The 18,573-nt window shown below is 43.7% G+C and carries 15 protein-coding genes, 5 tRNA genes and 1 rRNA gene; 7 read left to right on the forward strand and 14 right to left on the reverse strand.

Annotated features, from left to right (window positions below; genetic code table 11):
- Nucleotides 1-114: 114 nt before the first annotated feature.
- Nucleotides 115-1,651 (reverse strand): 16S ribosomal RNA (locus BFG52_RS13425).
- A 533-nt stretch (nucleotides 1,652-2,184) separates the two neighbouring features.
- Between BFG52_RS13425 and BFG52_RS13430 the strand changes: the two genes are divergently transcribed.
- Genes BFG52_RS13430 through BFG52_RS13440 form a run of 3 tightly spaced genes read left to right on the forward strand, consistent with a single transcriptional unit; the run spans nucleotide 2,185 to nucleotide 4,384 of the window.
- Complete coding sequence (locus tag BFG52_RS13430) at nucleotides 2,185-2,670, forward strand: YfiR family protein (RefSeq protein WP_099092641.1); 486 nt, start codon at nucleotides 2,185-2,187, stop codon at nucleotides 2,668-2,670.
- Nucleotides 2,670-3,881 carry a sensor domain-containing diguanylate cyclase gene (locus BFG52_RS13435; RefSeq protein ID WP_067557261.1) on the forward strand — a complete coding sequence of 404 codons (1,212 nt, stop codon included), beginning with the start codon at nucleotides 2,670-2,672 and terminating at the stop codon, nucleotides 3,879-3,881. The genes BFG52_RS13430 and BFG52_RS13435 overlap by 1 nt, the downstream gene beginning before the upstream one ends.
- Before the next feature lie 23 nt (nucleotides 3,882-3,904).
- Nucleotides 3,905-4,384 (forward strand): OmpA family protein, encoded by a 480-nt coding sequence (locus BFG52_RS13440; protein ID WP_067559560.1) that lies wholly within the window; start codon nucleotides 3,905-3,907, stop codon nucleotides 4,382-4,384.
- A gap of 385 nt (nucleotides 4,385-4,769) precedes the next feature.
- Here BFG52_RS13440 and BFG52_RS13445 read toward each other — a convergent pair.
- From BFG52_RS13445 to coaBC, 12 genes are all read right to left on the reverse strand, one after another.
- Nucleotides 4,770-4,846: transfer RNA gene (locus BFG52_RS13445), tRNA-Pro, on the reverse strand.
- 42 nt (nucleotides 4,847-4,888) lie between these two features.
- A tRNA-Pro gene (locus BFG52_RS13450) sits at nucleotides 4,889-4,965 on the reverse strand.
- Between the two features lie 22 nt (nucleotides 4,966-4,987).
- Nucleotides 4,988-5,063: transfer RNA gene (locus BFG52_RS13455), tRNA-His, on the reverse strand.
- 36 nt (nucleotides 5,064-5,099) lie between these two features.
- Nucleotides 5,100-5,176, reverse strand: a tRNA-Arg gene (locus BFG52_RS13460).
- Nucleotides 5,177-5,222: 46 nt separating this feature from the next.
- Nucleotides 5,223-5,299 (reverse strand) — tRNA-Pro (locus BFG52_RS13465).
- A 140-nt stretch (nucleotides 5,300-5,439) separates the two neighbouring features.
- Nucleotides 5,440-6,516 (reverse strand): quinolinate synthase NadA, encoded by a 1,077-nt coding sequence (gene nadA, locus BFG52_RS13470; protein WP_067557263.1) that lies wholly within the window; start codon nucleotides 6,514-6,516, stop codon nucleotides 5,440-5,442.
- A gap of 138 nt (nucleotides 6,517-6,654) precedes the next feature.
- A complete protein-coding gene (argJ, locus tag BFG52_RS13475) occupies nucleotides 6,655-7,875 on the reverse strand; it encodes a bifunctional glutamate N-acetyltransferase/amino-acid acetyltransferase ArgJ (RefSeq protein ID WP_067557266.1) in 1,221 nt (406 codons plus the stop codon).
- 230 nt (nucleotides 7,876-8,105) lie between these two features.
- The gene (locus BFG52_RS13480) at nucleotides 8,106-8,462 is read right to left on the reverse strand and encodes a hypothetical protein (protein WP_067557270.1); all 357 of its coding nucleotides are present in this window, start codon (nucleotides 8,460-8,462) and stop codon (nucleotides 8,106-8,108) included.
- 206 nt (nucleotides 8,463-8,668) lie between these two features.
- Nucleotides 8,669-11,377, reverse strand: coding sequence for a preprotein translocase subunit SecA (gene secA / locus BFG52_RS13485; protein WP_067557273.1), 2,709 nt, complete (start codon nucleotides 11,375-11,377; stop codon nucleotides 8,669-8,671).
- Between the two features lie 298 nt (nucleotides 11,378-11,675).
- Complete coding sequence (locus BFG52_RS13490) at nucleotides 11,676-12,311, reverse strand: alpha-ketoglutarate-dependent dioxygenase AlkB family protein (RefSeq protein ID WP_067557276.1); 636 nt, start codon at nucleotides 12,309-12,311, stop codon at nucleotides 11,676-11,678.
- A gap of 159 nt (nucleotides 12,312-12,470) precedes the next feature.
- Nucleotides 12,471-13,385 carry a bifunctional transcriptional activator/DNA repair enzyme AdaA gene (locus BFG52_RS13495; protein ID WP_067557279.1) on the reverse strand — a complete coding sequence of 305 codons (915 nt, stop codon included), beginning with the start codon at nucleotides 13,383-13,385 and terminating at the stop codon, nucleotides 12,471-12,473.
- Nucleotides 13,386-13,592: 207 nt separating this feature from the next.
- Entirely contained in the window at nucleotides 13,593-14,858 is a 1,266-nt protein-coding gene (gene coaBC, locus BFG52_RS13500) for a bifunctional phosphopantothenoylcysteine decarboxylase/phosphopantothenate--cysteine ligase CoaBC (RefSeq protein ID WP_067557282.1), read from the reverse strand.
- Between the two features lie 260 nt (nucleotides 14,859-15,118).
- Between coaBC and BFG52_RS13505 the strand changes: the two genes are divergently transcribed.
- Nucleotides 15,119-16,030: a bestrophin family protein gene (locus BFG52_RS13505; RefSeq protein ID WP_067557285.1), complete on the forward strand. Its 912-nt coding sequence runs from the start codon at nucleotides 15,119-15,121 to the stop codon at nucleotides 16,028-16,030.
- A 203-nt stretch (nucleotides 16,031-16,233) separates the two neighbouring features.
- Here the strand turns inward: BFG52_RS13505 and BFG52_RS13510 are convergent, their stop codons facing one another.
- Nucleotides 16,234-17,088, reverse strand: a complete 855-nt coding sequence (locus BFG52_RS13510) for a PHP domain-containing protein (RefSeq protein ID WP_067557288.1) — start codon at nucleotides 17,086-17,088, stop codon at nucleotides 16,234-16,236.
- 45 nt (nucleotides 17,089-17,133) lie between these two features.
- Between BFG52_RS13510 and BFG52_RS13515 the strand changes: the two genes are divergently transcribed.
- The 3 genes from BFG52_RS13515 to BFG52_RS13525 are packed head-to-tail and all read left to right on the forward strand — an operon-like array spanning nucleotide 17,134 to nucleotide 18,561.
- Nucleotides 17,134-17,751, forward strand: a complete 618-nt coding sequence (locus BFG52_RS13515) for an inner membrane-spanning protein YciB (protein WP_067557291.1) — start codon at nucleotides 17,134-17,136, stop codon at nucleotides 17,749-17,751.
- Between the two features lie 5 nt (nucleotides 17,752-17,756).
- Nucleotides 17,757-18,059: a YciI family protein gene (locus BFG52_RS13520; protein ID WP_067557296.1), complete on the forward strand. Its 303-nt coding sequence runs from the start codon at nucleotides 17,757-17,759 to the stop codon at nucleotides 18,057-18,059.
- A 4-nt stretch (nucleotides 18,060-18,063) separates the two neighbouring features.
- Nucleotides 18,064-18,561 (forward strand): hypothetical protein, encoded by a 498-nt coding sequence (locus BFG52_RS13525; RefSeq protein ID WP_067557299.1) that lies wholly within the window; start codon nucleotides 18,064-18,066, stop codon nucleotides 18,559-18,561.
- The last annotated feature ends 12 nt before the right edge of the window (nucleotides 18,562-18,573 follow it).

Consider the following 18,573-nt stretch of genomic DNA (forward strand, 5'->3'; position numbering starts at 1 on the left):
GCGATATTCGCTTCCATCCTGCCCTCATTTAAAGCGTCATACTTTAAAGTCTTTGACATTCGATACTCTGAAGAACAACTTGTTGTGGATTCTTACCAATCACTAATCTTTCGTTAAGGAGGTGATCCAGCCGCAGGTTCCCCTACGGCTACCTTGTTACGACTTCACCCCAGTCATTGGCCACACCGTGGTAAGCGGACTCCTTACGGTTATCCTACCTACTTCTGGTGCAACAAACTCCCATGGTGTGACGGGCGGTGTGTACAAGGCCCGGGAACGTATTCACCGCGGCATTCTGATCCGCGATTACTAGCGATTCCGACTTCATGGAGTCGAGTTGCAGACTCCAATCCGGACTACGATCGGCTTTTTGAGATTAGCATCCTATCGCTAGGTAGCAACCCTTTGTACCGACCATTGTAGCACGTGTGTAGCCCTGGCCGTAAGGGCCATGATGACTTGACGTCGTCCCCGCCTTCCTCCAGTTTGTCACTGGCAGTATCCTTAAAGTTCCCATCCGAAATGCTGGCAAGTAAGGAAAAGGGTTGCGCTCGTTGCGGGACTTAACCCAACATCTCACGACACGAGCTGACGACAGCCATGCAGCACCTGTATGTGAATTCCCGAAGGCACCAATCTATCTCTAGATCGTTCTCACTATGTCAAGGCCAGGTAAGGTTCTTCGCGTTGCATCGAATTAAACCACATGCTCCACCGCTTGTGCGGGCCCCCGTCAATTCATTTGAGTTTTAGTCTTGCGACCGTACTCCCCAGGCGGTCTACTTATCGCGTTAGCTGCGCCACTAAAGCCTCAAAGGCCCCAACGGCTAGTAGACATCGTTTACAGCATGGACTACCAGGGTATCTAATCCTGTTTGCTCCCCATGCTTTCGTACCTCAGCGTCAGTATTAGGCCAGAAGGCTGCCTTCGCCATCGGTATTCCTCCAGATCTCTACGCATTTCACCGCTACACCTGGAATTCTACCTTCCTCTCCCATACTCTAGCCACCCAGTATCGAATGCAATTCCCAAGTTAAGCTCGGGGATTTCACATTTGACTTAAATGGCCGCCTACGCACGCTTTACGCCCAGTAAATCCGATTAACGCTCGCACCCTCTGTATTACCGCGGCTGCTGGCACAGAGTTAGCCGGTGCTTATTCTGCGAGTAACGTCCAATACACTTAGGTATTATCTAAGGTACTCTCCTCCTCGCTTAAAGTGCTTTACAACCATAAGGCCTTCTTCACACACGCGGCATGGCTGGATCAGGGTTCCCCCCATTGTCCAATATTCCCCACTGCTGCCTCCCGTAGGAGTCTGGGCCGTGTCTCAGTCCCAGTGTGGCGGATCATCCTCTCAGACCCGCTACAGATCGTCGCCTTGGTAGGCCTTTACCCCACCAACTAGCTAATCCGACTTAGGCTCATCCATTAACGCAAGGTCTTACGATCCCCTGCTTTCCCCCGTAGGGCGTATGCGGTATTAGCGCTCCTTTCGAAACGTTATCCCCCATTAATGGGCAGATTCCTAAGCTTTACTCACCCGTCCGCCGCTAGGTCCAGTACCGAAGCACCTTCCCCCGCTCGACTTGCATGTGTTAAGCCTGCCGCCAGCGTTCAATCTGAGCCATGATCAAACTCTTCAGTTAAAATCATTAGTGACTTAAGGTCACAATTCTGGCTCATCAATTACTGACAAAAAATTTGCTCAAATAAACTTCGAGTAATTCCTACCAATCAATCAATGATAATATTTTCGATCAATCAACCAGTAAAAATCCACACAAGTTGTTCTTCATAATCTCTTAATGATCTTCTTACTACTTCGTCAGGAGTAAGCTAGGTCGGCTATTCTACGCCTTATCTTAGATAAGTCAAGCAAAATTTAATGTTTATTGAATTACTTTCTAATTCACTTAGCTTAACTCATCACTCTGGATTTGCTAAGCATCTGATTTTAAAAAGCTTTTAATCAACATCACCGCCGATGGATGTGCATTATAGGCTATTTATTTTTAAGTGCAAGCCCCTTTTTTCATTATTTTATAAAAATTCGAATTTTTTTTATTTTGTGTTATATTTTAAGTGATCCAGTTCACGAATATGCCGATCCAAGCTTATTTCATAATTCTTAAATATTTGATCGTCTCTAAATGAAATGAAAACACTTATTAAAAGGCTGATGCTGCTCTGCAGCTTTGGATGGCTGTCTGTGACAAGCCATGCCATTTCTACACATGATCTCTATATCACCACACTTTCTATTTTGAGTTATGCCAAGTGGGATAGCAACACGTCAAGCAGACCCATCTTATGTGTAGTCGACAACCCTGCTATTGCGCAGCAATTTAGACAAACAATTCAACAAAATAAATATAATTACCAAGTTTCAGCACTAAGTTTTGAGCAATTATCACGTGCTACTTGTCAAGCCGTATTTTTTTCGACACTATCAGCTCAAGAAGAGCAAAATGCGATAAACAACATACTCAAGCCACCAGTACTAACATTTAGCTCTAAAAACAAACAATGTGAGATTGGTAGTGCTTTTTGTTTATATCAACATAAACAGCTCACAGCTTTTAAAGTCAATTTAGATAGTCTCGGACAATCTAAAGTACATGTAGACCCTAGAGTCTTATTGTTAGCAAAAACCTCGGAGCGATAATGATTAGTCGGATTTATCACACTACATCATTACAGAATATCTTTAAGAGATCACAACTGATTGTGTTCGCTCTGACATTTACAGTCTGTTCTATTGTTTTTCTCGTTATTTCGACTTATACCATGGAGACCTATGCACGACAGAGCTTAATGATTTTAACCGACACGCTGAGTGAACGCATTCAACCCGCTATGGTCTTTAATGACAAACTCACTATTAATCAAATTTTAAATGATTATGCAGAAGAATTTCCGATTCGTTCAATACAAGTTGTCGACACCAATCATCAGGAACTGGCGAGTATTTCACATCAGGAAAATACTTTTATTTCTCTAAACTATATTTTAGACCGTTTATTTTTTAATACCCCTGTTACCCTAGACATCCAGCATAATCAACAAAATTTTGGTCAAATTATTGTCTATGGTAATTCATCACAACTGGTGGATTTCTTTTTAAAGATTATTATTAGTTTATGCTTGGTGTTGCTGATTATTTTAGCAGTGCTATTTTGGTCGGTACGAACTGTATATCAATACCTTATGACTTCTATACGCCCTGTAGTCGATACAGCACATGCCATCAGCGAAAAAAAGAATTATCAATTACGCTTTCCGCCATCAGAGATCAAAGAATTCCAAGATATTACTATTGTTTTTAACCAGCTTTTAGAAAAAATTCAGGCTTCCAATCAACAATTACAATCCGAAAATGACTTATTATTTCATCAAGCGCGTCATGATGAACTCACACAACTTCCCAATCGTCATTATTTTTACCAACAACTCTTTCATATATTTTCTACTGTAGAAAAAGAAAATAGTGCATTAATGTTTATCGACAATAATAACTTTAAAATTATTAATGATCACTACGGACATTTAGCAGGTGATGCCGTACTCAAAGAGATGGCGATACGCTTACGCCGCAATCTTAGAAAAGATGATTTTGTTGCGCGCCTTGGTGGTGATGAATTCGGTGTCATCATTAAAGATATAAAACACGAGGATAATTTAAGAAAAATTAGTGAACACTTATTAAGCTGTTGTACAATACCGATTAATTATGAAGGTGTTGAAATCTATTTTAGTTTTAGTATTGGCATTGCTTTCTTTCATTGTGCAAGCACACCTGAAGATGTCATCACGGCTGCTGATAGTGCAATGTATAAAGCTAAACTTATGGAACAACGCTGGTATATATCACCTTAATTGAATGGAAAATGAATAATCTCATGCTCAGCAAAAGTTTTAAATTCTTCACCATTATCTTTATGGCTGTCGCATTAAATGCCTGTATGAATCTCGGGAATTTAAGCTATAAACAAGCACGTGTTTTGAAAAAAGAAGGCTTTGTTCTGACTGATGAAGGCTGGACATTAGCACTACCAGAACGCTTACTTTTTGATTTTGATAGCTTTGATATAACAGCTGACAAGCAAAATGAATTGACTCACTTAGCCAATCAACTGCACAAATACAACTTGAATAAACTAAAAGTTGTCGGCCATACAGATGATTTAGGTGAAGCAAACTATAACCAAAAACTCTCAGAAAAACGCGCGCAACGTGTAGCACAGATTTTCTTAGAACAGGGTTTTAACAACAATAATATTCATATTATTGGTCGGGGCTCTAAACAACCTTTAGTGGTGAATGATTCAGACAAAAACCGAGCCATTAACCGCCGCGTCAATATTGTGATTATTCCTTAAACACCACAATACAGCCTCTTTATACTGTATTGTACGAGGGCATAGATATTCCATTTTTAACTGTATAAATGGATTATCTATGCCCTCAGTTTTTTCAAAACTTTAACGCTTATATTTAATGCTTATAATAGATAACGCTTATCATCGGTTATTCGCATTTCCCTATTATAAACATGCACGCATAGAAGATACGTAATGCCATGTAGAGCTATAAACTAAATAGATGTGTATTGGATAAATAAGCCACAACATAGAACAAACCGACAAGCGGATATACAATAAACATGCTTTGTATTAAAACAAGATGGCTTAAAAAGAAGATGATAGATGATTTAGAAGAAATAGATCATTAAATAATAGGGTAGAGAGAAAACTCAATATTGATTGGTCGGAATGATAGGATTTGAACCTACGACCCCTTACACCCCATGCAAGTGCGCTACCAGACTGCGCTACATTCCGAATTTTATTTTTTTGACGGGCAAAACAGTTCAATCTTAAAAATGGTCGGAGCAGTAGGATTCGAACCTACGACCCTCTGGTCCCAAACCAGATGCGCTACCAGGCTGCGCCATACTCCGATGTTTAACTTCCAAAAGAAGTTGGGGTGAATGATGGGGCTCGAACCCACGACAACCGGAATCACAATCCGGGGCTCTACCAACTGAGCTACATCCACCGTCATTTTGGTTCTAATGATCAGGCATATCCAAAGTGGCGCGCCTGACAGGATTCGAACCTGTGACCATCCGCTTAGAAGGCGGATGCTCTATCCAACTGAGCTACAGGCGCGTAACGATGATATACAATATCACGCGATACCGTTGCCTTGAAGAATTGGTCGGAGCAGTAGGATTCGAACCTACGACCCTCTGGTCCCAAACCAGATGCGCTACCAGGCTGCGCCATACTCCGTTCATCTCAGCTTTTGCATATCGCACATCGTGCGGTACGGTGTGCATTCTAGGCGTGACGCCGTACGACGTCAACACCTATCTTGAAAAAAAAATCAAAAAAGCCTTCAAATGTATATTTATCAGGCATTTTGCTTATTTTTAGCGCTGCATTGCCGCACTAAACGCCAACATTCGATCTAAAGGTTGTTTGGCACGCTCTCGCAGTGCTGGATCAACATGAATTTCTTGGTGCATATGCTGCAACACATCTAAGATACCTTGCAGATCATTCATTGCCATCCAAGGGCAATGTGCACAAGAACGACAGGTCGCCCCTTCACCAGCTGTAGGTGCTTCAATTAAGGTTTTTTCTGGAACAACTTGCTGCATTTTATAGAAAATACCGCGGTCTGTTGCTACGATCATGGTTTGCTGTGGCAAAGTCTTGGCTGCTTGAATCAGCTGTGACGTACTGCCTACCGCATCAGCCACCGCAATCACAGACATCGGAGATTCTGGATGCACCAATACCGCAGCATCTGGATAAAGTGCACGCATTTTTTCAATACCACGCGAACGAAATTCCTCATGCACAATGCAAGCACCATCCCAAAGTAACATCTCTGCTTTGGTTTTATTTTTGATATAACGCCCTAAATGCTGATCAGGTGCCCAAATAATTTTTTCCCCCAGACTATCGAGATGTTCAATAATCTCTACAGCACAGCTTGAGGTGACCACCCAATCGGCACGAGCTTTCACTGCTGCGGAGGTATTGGCATAGACCACCACGGTATGATCTGGATGAGCATCACAGAATTGTGTAAATTGATCTACAGGACAGCCTAAATCCAATGAACAGGTCGCTTCTAAGGTCGGCATTAAAATGGTTTTTTCAGGTGATAAAATCTTAGCGGTTTCACCCATAAATTTCACCCCAGCCACCACCAAGGTTTTTGCAGGATGATCACGACCGAAACGAGCCATCTCTAACGAGTCAGCAACACAGCCTCCCGTTGCTTCAGCCAACTCCTGCACAATCGGATCACAATAATAATGTGCGACCAACACGGCTTCTTGCTTTAACAATTCCGCTTTAATCTGTTCAAACATCTGCTGCTTATGTGCATCAGTATGTACTTGTCCTTGAGGTGCACCCAACTGGTCTAAGTGTTGTTGCACAATAGCTTTGGCATCTTGATCTAAAACATCAATACCTTGACTAGAACCTTTCATGGCAGGTCTTCTCTATCCTTTTGCTTGCGTTTGCTTGCGAGAATGAAATAACAATACTCAGCTGTTTCATCAGCACTGTATTTGAAAATACTCGGTATTTGCAAAAAGCCTCCCTGTGGGAGGCTTTAAAACAAATGATTATGAACGATAATCTGCGTTTATCTTGACATAGTCATAAGATAAGTCACAAGTATACACGGTATCTTTCGCCACGCCTCGCCCGAGATCTACACGGATGGTCATTTCTGGCCTTTGCATCACAGCCACACCTGCCGCTTCGGTATAATCTTCAGCTGCACCACCATCCTTACAGATTTGTACATCATCCAACCAAACCTGAACTTTATTGACGTCTAAATCAACCACACCAGCATAGCCGATGGCACAAAGGATACGCCCCCAATTGGGGTCTGAAGCAAATAAAGCAGTTTTAACCAAGGGAGAATGCGCAATACTATAGGCAACATCACAACATTCTTGTGTATGTGCACCGCCTTCTACAGTAACGGTGATGAATTTAGTCGCGCCTTCACCATCACGCACAATTAACTGTGCCAGACGCGTCATGACGCGCTCTAATACCTCGGCAACCACGCCATAACGTGGATCATCCAGATTTTCTAGACAAGCCCCACCCGCCTGACCTGTTGCCGCTAGAATGCAAGAATCATTGGTCGAGGTATCACCATCAATCGTAATACGGTTAAATGAGCGATTCACTGTCCGCGTCAATAGCTGTTGCAATATCTCAGCAGATATCGGGAAATCCGTGGCAACAAAAGCTAACATGGTCGCCATATTGGGACGAATCATGCCTGCACCTTTAGAAATACCCGTCATGCTATAGACAATACCATCACATTCGAATTGTTCTGAAGCACCTTTAGGCGTGGTATCGGTGGTCATAATTCCTGCCGCGGCATCCACCCACGCATCATCACGCAAAGCCGCAAGCGCCTGCGGTAAGCCATCGATTAAACGTTGAATGGGTAATTGCTCACCAATGACCCCTGTTGAAAATGGCAATACCTGCGCCATCTCAACTGCTGCCAGCTCTGATAGCTTCAAACAGCTTTGCTGCGCATTGCTTAAGCCTTGCGGTCCCGTACCAGCATTGGCATTGCCTGTATTAATCAGCAAATAGCGCGGGTTACTTTGTTCTAGATGCATTTTAGACACTGTGACAGGTGCTGCACAAAAAGCATTTTGCGTAAAAACACCAGCCACTTGAGTATCTGCTGCAAATTGCAATAATACTAAATCACGTCGGTTGGGATAACGAATATATGCTTCCACTGCGCTTAATTTTACCCCTTGAACCACATGCATCTGTGGCATTGAGACGTCACCAACTGCCATTTTAAGTATCCATCTATCGTGTTAATAAAAAATCAGCTTAGTGCAAAGTACAGAAAAAATCGAGCTTAATTCTTATCAATTCTATAATTTTAATTCAAATTTTTAATTCAAACTTTTAATTCAAAGCATGCCTTCGATAAGCAAACAGCACGCGAGCGTGCTGTTGTATTCTATATGATCACTGTTCTAAGTTAAGCAGTTATGCTTGCATTATGTTTGATCGCCAATCCTTATGGCTTTGCTGCGCTGTTCACACGTTCCAAAAGCGTTTGTTTGGCTTTATCTTGGCTACGTGCGGACAATGCTGGGTTATTGGCAACGATACGGCTCGCAGTTGCTGCAGTCGCAGGAACAATCGCAGCAGTAACCAAGCTAATCGGACGCCCAGCAGTATCGCCTAAAGTATAACGAATCCCCGTACGAGGGCTAATCACAGTGGTGTTATCCCGTTTAACTTCAGTTTGTGCAACAACCTGACCAGTCGCCGCTTGAACCTTGTCGAGTGAAACCGTTTCTTTGGCTTGTGCAAGCATTGCAAGGGGTAATGTACATGCTGTAAATAATGCGATTTTGATAAGTTTTTGCATTGTCTTTCCAAGTTCCCATATCTGTTGCAAAAGTTCATTCAACTTTATGCAAGTAAGTGGTTTATACGCTTCATTGACATTTCACTTATCATTATATGATGTGTCAAGCGCTGTTAATCATTTGTAAAAAAAGCAGAACCCAAGCCCTGCTTTTTTTAAGTTCTTACTTTAACGTAAGTTTTATCAGGTCATCTTGCCTTGAAGACTTAGATCTTACCATGACATTGCTTATATTTTAAGCCTGAACCACAGGGACAAGGCGCGTTACGGCTGGCCGGTGCTGCAAATTGCACAGCTTGAACAGATTCAGTATCGGTACTTTCTGCTGGCTCTTGTTGCGCATAAGTCGATAACTGCATTTGCTCAGCCAAGGCTTGTTGCTGCGCCTGCTGTTGTGCTTCCATCTCCGCGAGTTCTTCCGCTGTTGGAACATGCAAGCTAGATAAGTCCATCACCACTTCGGACTTGATTGCACCTAACATATTTACAAATAAGTTAAATGCCTCTCTCTTGTACTCTTGCTCAGGATTCTTTTGTGCATAACCCCGTAAGTGAATTCCCTGACGCAAATGGTCCATCGCCGCAAGATGTTCTTTCCAATGACGATCCAGTGCACCCAACATATAATGACGTTCTAAGGTACAGGCGGTATCGACACCCATTTGCTCACGGCGACTACGATAACGCTCAACCACTTCATCTGAAATACGTTGAATCAACGCTTCTTCATCGAGTCGACGGTCTTGTTCTAACCAGTCGGCAATCGGTAAATCAATCGAGAAATCACTACGTAATGCATTTTCAAGCCCTGCGATATCCCATTGATCATGAATAGACTCAGGTGGAATAAAGTTGGCAATAAAACCTTGAATAACTTCACGATGCATCTCTTCAAGATAATCTTGCAAAGACGCTTCTTCTAAGATTTCATCTCGTTGAGAATAAATAATCTTACGTTGTTCGTTATTGACATCGTCGTATTTAAGCAAATTCTTACGAATGTCAAAGTTACGTGCTTCAACTTTACGTTGTGCATTTTCAATCGAACGTGACACCATTTTGTGTTCAATCGCTTCGTCTTCTTGCAAGCCCATGGCACGCATCATGGCAATCACTCGATCACCCGCAAAAATGCGCATAAGGTCATCTTCTAAAGATAAGAAGAAACGCGATACGCCAGGGTCACCCTGACGACCAGCACGACCACGTAGCTGGTTATCGATACGACGTGATTCATGACGCTCTGAACCGATGATGTGTAAACCACCAGAGCTGAGAACCATTTCATTATTTTTTTCCCATTCTGCTTTTAGGCTTTCTTCATCTGCAGCCGTTGGGTTCTCTAGCTTAGCTAATTTAGCTTTCCAGTTCCCCCCCAAGAGAATATCGGTACCACGACCTGCCATATTGGTCGCAATGGTCACAGCCATAGGCGAACCCGCTTGTGCAATAATATCGGCTTCGCGCTCATGTTGTTTGGCATTCAACACTTCATGATGAATACCCGCAGCTTTTAACTTTTCCGATAAAATTTCACTGGCTTCAATGGTAGCTGTACCAATCAGAATAGGGGCAACACCTTGTTCGTGAATTTTTTGAATCTCTTGAATAATCGCGTTGTATTTGCCATTGCGGTTGAGATAGATCAGGTCATTGAGATCTTGGCGTACCATAGGACGATGGGTCGGAATAAGAACCACATCTAGACCATAAATTTCTTTCATTTCCGCAGCTTCGGTATCAGCCGTTCCCGTCATACCAGACAGCTTACGATACAAGCGGAAATAGTTTTGGAAGGTGGTGGTTGCCAAGGTTTGGTTTTCTGGCTGAACCTCTAAAGCTTCTTTGGCTTCAACAGCTTGATGTAGACCTTCTGACCAACGACGACCAGGCATGGTACGACCCGTGTTTTCATCAACAATGATCACTTCACCTTCATGCACAATATAATGCACATTGCGTTGATAGAGGAAATGGGCACGAATGGCTGCACTGACATGATGGACCAAATTAAGATTGGCGGCAGAATATAGACTCTCACCTTCTGCCAACAGACCCATTTGGATCAATTCTTGTTCTACTGTTTCATAACCAACTTCGGTCATTTCAACACTGCGTTGTTTTTCATCAATCCAGAAGTGACCGCCATCTGCAACTTTTTCTTCTTTTTGCGGATGTAATTTAGGCGGAATACTATTGATGGCCAAGTAGAGCTGTGAAGAGTCTTCACTTTGACCAGAAATAATCAATGGGGTACGCGCTTCATCGATTAAAATCGAGTCGACCTCATCGATAATGGCATATATCAAGCCGCGCTGTTTCTTCTCCGCCATGGAGAAAACCATGTTATCGCGCAGATAGTCAAAACCAAATTCGTTATTGGTCCCATAGGTGATATCGGCACGATATGCCTCAGCTTTTTCAATCGGGGATTGCATTGAATAAATCACCCCAACTGTCAGCCCTAAAAACTCATACAGAGGACGGTTTAATTCAGCATCACGCTGTGCCAAATAATCATTGACGGTAATAACATGTACGCCAAGACCGCTGATTGCATTCAGATAAACCGCTAAAGTCGCCATCAGGGTCTTACCTTCACCCGTACGCATCTCGGCAATTTTACCTTCATGTAAGGTAATCCCACCGATCAACTGTACGTCATAGTGACGCATGCCCATTACCCGTTTTGAAGCTTCACGACATACCGCAAATGCTTCTGGCAATAATTTAGCAAGGTTTTCACCTTGCTGATAACGTTGTTTGAATTCTTCAGTTTTTGCAGATAAGTCTGCATCGCTTAATGTAGATACCGTCGGCTCGAGCGCATTGATTTTCTCAACAATTTTTCGCATTCGCTTCAGTTCGCGCTCATTTTTCGTTCCGAAGATGCCTCCGATCAGACCTGCCAACATATAGACTCTCTAAAATCTTGCTTGTCAAAATAATTTTTTCTCAGGCACTATTATGAAGCTAGATTTTTGAAGTACAAGGGTTTAACGCCCAATTGATACCAAAAAATCTCAAAATCATGACCTGCTCTTTTGCACTGAGGCGGATTAATGTAGCAAATTTACCCTTTGATTACATCTAATTTCACGTTTTCTTTGCGTAGCATTTCATTCAATAATCTTGTAATTTATTTAAAGATATTGCAATAAAAGCGCTACAAGCATCGGGCAAGCTGATCATTTTTGTTGAGCCAGCCCTATCTCAATCGAGCCGCATGCAGCGAAAAGTTAGGCTCAATCGTGGTTGGCTAATTTTTTGACTGGGAGGCAAACGATGCAACCAGTGTTGCTGTGTTGCACCAGCCATCAGCAATAGGCTGCCATTTTCCAGATACAGATCAACTTTTTGCTGACTCAAGCGATGTTTAAAAGAAAATTTACGTTCTGCCCCCAAGCTAAGACTGGCTATTGCTGCCCCAGCTTGTAGCTGTGTTTCAGCATCACGGTGCCATGCCATCCCCTGACTACCATTGGCATACAGATTGAGTAAACAAGCATTAAATTGGCTCTGACACTGTTGTTCTACCAATTGCTTCAATTCTAATAACGGCGTTATCCATGCCAAGGCAACTTTTTCGGTACCCGAATAACGATAGGAAAATGCTTGATCGCCATACCACGCCACTTGCCGAGCGGTAATATGCTCACGCCCATAAATCACCGCGCGATCATGTTGCCAAGCGATCTGTTGTAATAAACATTGTAAATACTGTGCCGCTGTAGATGCGGTTAGAATTTTGCCGTAATAATATACTTCACCATCACAAGGCAAATAATTATCAGCGGCATTGCCAATCACCGTTGTGCTGTCAGCAAATAAATCTAATGTATGTGGCATAAACTGCCCTCTTCTTATGTTGAGTGTTGAGGTTATGACGGTGCTGGAACAGATCAGCATTCTTGCATCGATCATGCTGATACCGATCATGCATCTACATGCATCTACTCATCATGCTGAGCTTACGTTCATGCATATACCTGCATGTAGCAATCGTGCTTAGGTCGATAACGCTGCTGTTGATTGTGTCGATGATAGCGCTTGCGCACTTTCCCAAGCAATGAGGGCTTGTTTACGTGTTGCTCCCCAACGGTATTGACCGAAATGTCCACTGGCTTGAATAACACGATGACATGGAATCAACCATGCTACTGGATTTTGCCCAATGGCATGCCCGACCGCACGACTGGCTTTGGGTTGCCCAATCGCCTGTGCGATATCGGCATAACGACATAGCTGCCCCATGGGAATACGCAATAAACTCTCCCAGACCTTGATCTGAAAAGCACTGGCTTTTAAATGCAATTTGATCTTTGCCCATTGCTGATGATCTTGTATCAGCTGGCGATCTTGGCAAAACAATGCCACCACAGGCTGCTGCGATGCGCTATAACATGGTCGCAACTGCGCCTGTGGAAACTGCTGCAATAAAATAGCCGATGCAACCGCATCTTGGTCATGCGACTTTTCTACATGCGGCTGGTCTAAAAATGCCATATGGCATATGCCTTTGGCGGTAGAAGCCAATAACAAATCGCCAAATATACTGTCATGCACACTATAGTCGATCTGTAACTGTTGGCCGCCATTTTTATATTCAGCAGGCGTCATACCCTCGATCTGTACAAACAAATCATGTAAACGACTACTACTAGATAAGCCTGTTGCCAGACTGGTGCTTAAGATTGAGCGATTGGGAGCCTGTTGTAATAAAGTCTTGGCATGCTGCAGGCTTAAATATTGCACAAATTTTTTCGGGCTAATACCCGCCCAATCGGTAAAAATTCGCTGCAAATGTGGCGGGCTTAAATGCACATGCGCTGCGATCTGCTCTAAGCTGGGTTGTTCGAGATAATGTTGTTGTATATAGCAAATTGCCGCAGCAATGCGTTGATAACGAGAAGATAAAGACATTGGCGAGCAAACTCCCAAGAATGCCAGAAGCAATGCACTCAGCTTAGCAAGTCTCAAGACAATACGAAATCCAAATCTTGCGCACTGTGCTGCGTTATTTTTATGTTTATCATGGTTGTTTCACCCGAATTGAAGCGAGCCCAATACCAAGAAATGGCTCGCCACTTTGCTTTCTTTAGACTTTAGACGGAACACTACGCTTTAGACTTAAACCGGGGTCTTATGATGTTGCAAAGCGTCATGGATGGCTTCGACCAACTGCTGAGCAATTTCTTGTTTCGGGGCTTTTTCTAGCTCACGACGTGCCAGTTTATATTGCTGCGCAAAAAACACCGTCATGGCATTTTGATCGGAAGCAAAGCCAATATCACTGCGGGAGACATCATTACAGGCAATCATATCGAGTTTTTTTACCAGCAATTTACCCGTTGCATATTCTTCAATATTGCGTGTTTCAGCGGCAAATCCCACCATAAAAGGACGTTGCTGTTGCTGGGCAATGGTGGCGACGATATCGGGGTTTTTTACCAATGAAACATCTAGTTCATCACCGGCTTTTTTGATCTTATGCTCAGCAACCTGTGCCACCCGATAGTCTGCAACCGCTGCGGTTGCGATAAAAATATCACAGCCCTGATCGAGCAGCGCCAAGCTTTGCTCTAACATTTGTATGGCTGAACTGACGTTAATGCGTTCAACACCATTGGGGGTATCCAAACTCACAGGACCAGCCAACAAGGTCACTTGCGCGCCCGCTGCATAGCAAGCCGCGGCAATGGCAAAGCCCATTTTTCCGGTACTGTGGTTAGAAATATAACGTACAGGATCAATGGCTTCTCGGGTCGGTCCAGCGGTAATCACCACCCGCTTACCAGCCAACAGGCCAAATTTTTCCGCAATGGCACGTTGCGCTTGATGAAAATACTGTTGTACTTGTGCTGCTAGAGCTTCAGGTTCTGGCATACGCCCGAGCCCAGTATCACCACAAGCCTGTGAACCAGCATTGGGCATAATCACATGCACCCCGTCATCGACCAAGGTATTGAGATTACGTTGTGTTGCTTTGGCAGCCCACATTTGTTGATTCATCGCAGGTGCAACCCACACCGGTGCTTTGCTAGCCAGATATAAGGTACTCAAGAGATCATCCGCCAAACCCGCAGCAAATTTAGCCATCGTGTCACAGCTAGCAGGCGCGACTAAGATTAAATCAGCCCAGCGTGCCAGTTCAATGTGCCCCATGCCTGACTCTGCTTCGGTGTCTAAGAGTTCGGTATGCACCGTATTGCCAGACAATGCCTGAAAAGTAAGCGGTGTAATAAAAGCTTGCGCACCTTGGGTCATCACCACACGCACATTAAAGCCATAATCTTTAAGACGTCGAACCAGAATTGCACTTTTATAGGCGGCAATTCCTCCAGTAACGGCGACAATAATATTTTTGCTAGACATCACGCTGAGATCAAAACTCACGAGCAAATCACCTATAGACGACAGTGGCGCTCACAATAGCACTAAATATTGCCGATCCCAAGTGCTTAGCCAGTGAAAAATCACAACAAAACTTAGCTTCGACTGACAATTTTTGGTAAAACTATTTTTCGTAAATTCGTAAAACAATTTTTCGTAAAATAGTACCCATGCTCTAGCACGGGTCATCATGGCGGCGTATGCACATTGACAAAGCCCTCAGATCACGACAATATCTGCAAAAATAGTATGTTCAGCATCACATGATTATTCAAGAACAACACAACACCCTAAAAACCTTGCTGTCATGGCGTGGCACCATATTGCCCAAAGTTCTTCCGCCGCTGGGCGTGGTGATGTTGATCTCCGCCATTGTCGGTGGGATTGAATATATTGACCTCTATCGTTTTCCAGAATTACCCTTAGTGGGCTTTACCCTGATTGGGGTGGTGCTATCAATCTTTTTAGGTTTTAAAAATAGTGCCTGCTATGATCGCTGGTGGGAAGCACGGCGGTTATGGGGATCGCTCATTGCTACAGCACGACACTTTGACCGAGATTGCCGCATCTTGCCGCAAGGGCGCCGCGAACGTATTATTCAGCATGTGATTGTCTTTGCCAATGTACTTCGTGATCGCTTACGTCATCAAACCGCCAACCCCGATGCCTTGGGGCAAACCAGTGGCATGTCTGCACAAGCTTTAGCACAGCTTTATCAACAAAATAATGCTCCCCAATATACCTTGAGCCTGATGCAATGGGAGCTGATGCAAGCCCTGAAGGAAGGCGAGATTAGCGATATTATCTATACGCAAATGAATAGTTATGTCACCGATTTAAGCTTGGTACAAACCGGATGTGACCGTATTGCCACCACACCGCTCCCCTTTGCCTATTCTGTTCTGCTCAATCGGACCGTTTATTTTTTCTGTTTTATGTTGCCTTTTAGTCTAGGTTCCTTACTTGGTCTGGCCACACCATTATTGGTGGGGATCTTGGCGTATACCTTTTTGGGGCTCGATGCCTTGAGCACGGAAATTGAAGAACCTTTTGGCACACAAAGCAATGACCTACCGTTGGATGCCATGGTGCGTACCATCGAAATTGAACTGTTAAGCACCTTGGGTAAACCGACACCACCACCAATCTTGGCACAAGACCACAATTTACTCTAAAACAACCCGCCCTAAAAGGGTCAACGCTAAACCAAGCTGTTCTAAAAAGAATTAGCTCTCAATAAAAGAGCTGATTCTACCCAAAGCACTTCTACCCAAGATACTTCTACCCAAAAATACTTCTAAACGACGGCAGCTTAAAGACCACCTCGCGACGACCGACTACAACTACCAACTACCAACTACCAACTACCAACTACATGCTAAATGGCAAAGTCTTGCCAGATGCCATACTGTTCTGCTTTGGCAGTGGGAACATTGCCCAGCTGAATCCATGGCATATAATCGCCATGAAAATCACTTCCCACAGAGACTTTGAGCTGGTGCTGTGCGATCAGCCGATCGATCATCTGCCGAGTAGCCGGTGGCTCATGTTTGGCAGGCAACTCCACGGCATCGCCACCCAGCTGGGCAAACAATTCCAGCATAAAGCGTACATTGGTTGCAGACATATTATAACGTGTAGGATGTGCCAGCACGGCAAAGCCCTGACTGGCATGAATGGTGGCAATGCTGGTCGCTAAGTCAACGCCCTGAAAGCGCACAAAGGCTTTTTTACCTTCTTTAAGATAATGGTCAAAAGCTTGCTGTGGTCGTTTGACTATGCCTTGCTCCACCAGAACACTGGCAATATGACTGCGGGTAATACGATCTGGATGCTGATCAACTTTGTTTAGTACCAAAGGATAAAAATCTTGCGCTAATATTTTTGCCAATAACTGACAAATCTCTACAGCACGATCGGCACGGATGGTTTTTTGTTGTGCCAAGAGCTGTAATAGCGGTTCAGGTTGCTGCATATCCAATGCCACGATATGCACCCCATGCTGTTTTTGGGTACTTGGGCGTGACCATTGACTAGAAATTTCTACACCTGAAATAATTTTTATAGGAAAATCTTGTGCGGCTTGCTGTGCTAAAACCAGCCCGTCCATGCTGTCATGATCGGTCAAAGCTAAGGTATGTATGCCTTTGTCATGTGCAGCCTGCACCAACTGGGCTGGCGTGTAACTCCCATCGGAGATATTGCTGTGTGTATGTAAATCGACACCAATCATGGATTATATTATGCTATCTCACCGAACTCACAACTGTACTGTAGCATGAAAGCGCTGTTTGATTATCTACCCATTATAATTTTCTTCTATTTTTATAAAACTACCGACCCCAAAGACAACCATCATCCCTTACTCGAGCTGATTGGCAGCAGTGGTAATTTAGATCAGAACCATATTTTAGTTGCTACCTGTGCACTGATTATCTCGACCCTTGTGGTGTATGGCGTATTGTTTTTTGCACAAAAATTTAGACTCGAAAAAATGCAATGGTTCATCGTGGTGATGTCATTGATATTTGGTGGAATTACCCTTGTCTTTAGCGATGTAACCTATATCAAACTCAAAGCAGTGATTTTAAATATCGGGATTGGTTTTGGTTTTCTGGTGACGCCACTATTTAACAAAGCGCGTATGCCGATTATTCAAAAATTATTGGGTTCAATGTTAGAGCTGAGCCAAAAAGGTTGGCAACGTTTAAATCTAGCATGGTGCGGACAGTTCTTTTTATTGGCAGCTTTACATTATTTCTTTGGCTTCCTGTATAAAGGCGGCGTGTATTGGGGTGAATTCACCGCCTTTGGTGACATTATCGTATCGCTCACTTATCTTGCTGTTATACTATTTTGTCTACGCCGTCATTTTAAAACTACCGATCAAGGATAAGTCGCATGTCATTCTTTGTGATTACTTGCCAAGACCATGAAAACGTTCTAGAAAAACGCCTTGCTGTACGCCCAAAACATTTAGCTCGCCTAGAGGCATTGGCGGCTGAAGGACGGGTACTGGCAGCGGGTGCAATGCCCAAAGACCCCAGCAATCCACAAGCTGGTTTTTATGGCAGTACCCTGATTTTAGACTTTGCAAGCCGTGAAGCGCTTGATCTTTGGCTAAAGGATGAACCCTTTATTCAAGAAGGGGTTTATGCCCATATTGATATCAAACCATTCAATAAAGCATTTCCTCAAGGATAATTTTATGCGCGTCATCGCAAGCGGTTTACTGAGTAGTCTGCTGTTCCTGAGCCACAGTGCTTGGGCAGTGACACCGACCAATGAAAATAACGCAACACCGCCAACAACAGCAAGCCCCTCAACAACAGCCAATGCAAATAACAATACCGCAACTACAGCAAATACGCGCAGCCCGCACGTCATCGCTGCAACGCCCCCCAATAAAGCCCCCACCGCAGAGCAATTGGCACGCGATAAAACCCAACAAGAAGCCAATATCAAGGCTTTGGTCAAAGACCAATCTGCGCGCTTACAGCAGTTAGAAAAAGCCAATCTCGATGCCCTGACACAAAACCAAGAGCTAAAACTTAAAAATGACAATCTTGGGGTACAAGTACAGGTATTACAAAGCGAAAGCAGTGCACAAATGTTTTTATATGGTGCTATGACTTTAGCGCTTGGGGTGATTTTAGGCTTTCTGATCGCCAGTTATATTTATACCAAACGTCGTCGCCAGTGGTAATGACTGCTAAAC

It is taken from the genome of Acinetobacter larvae (assembly GCF_001704115.1).
Lineage (GTDB): Bacteria > Pseudomonadota > Gammaproteobacteria > Pseudomonadales > Moraxellaceae > Acinetobacter > Acinetobacter larvae.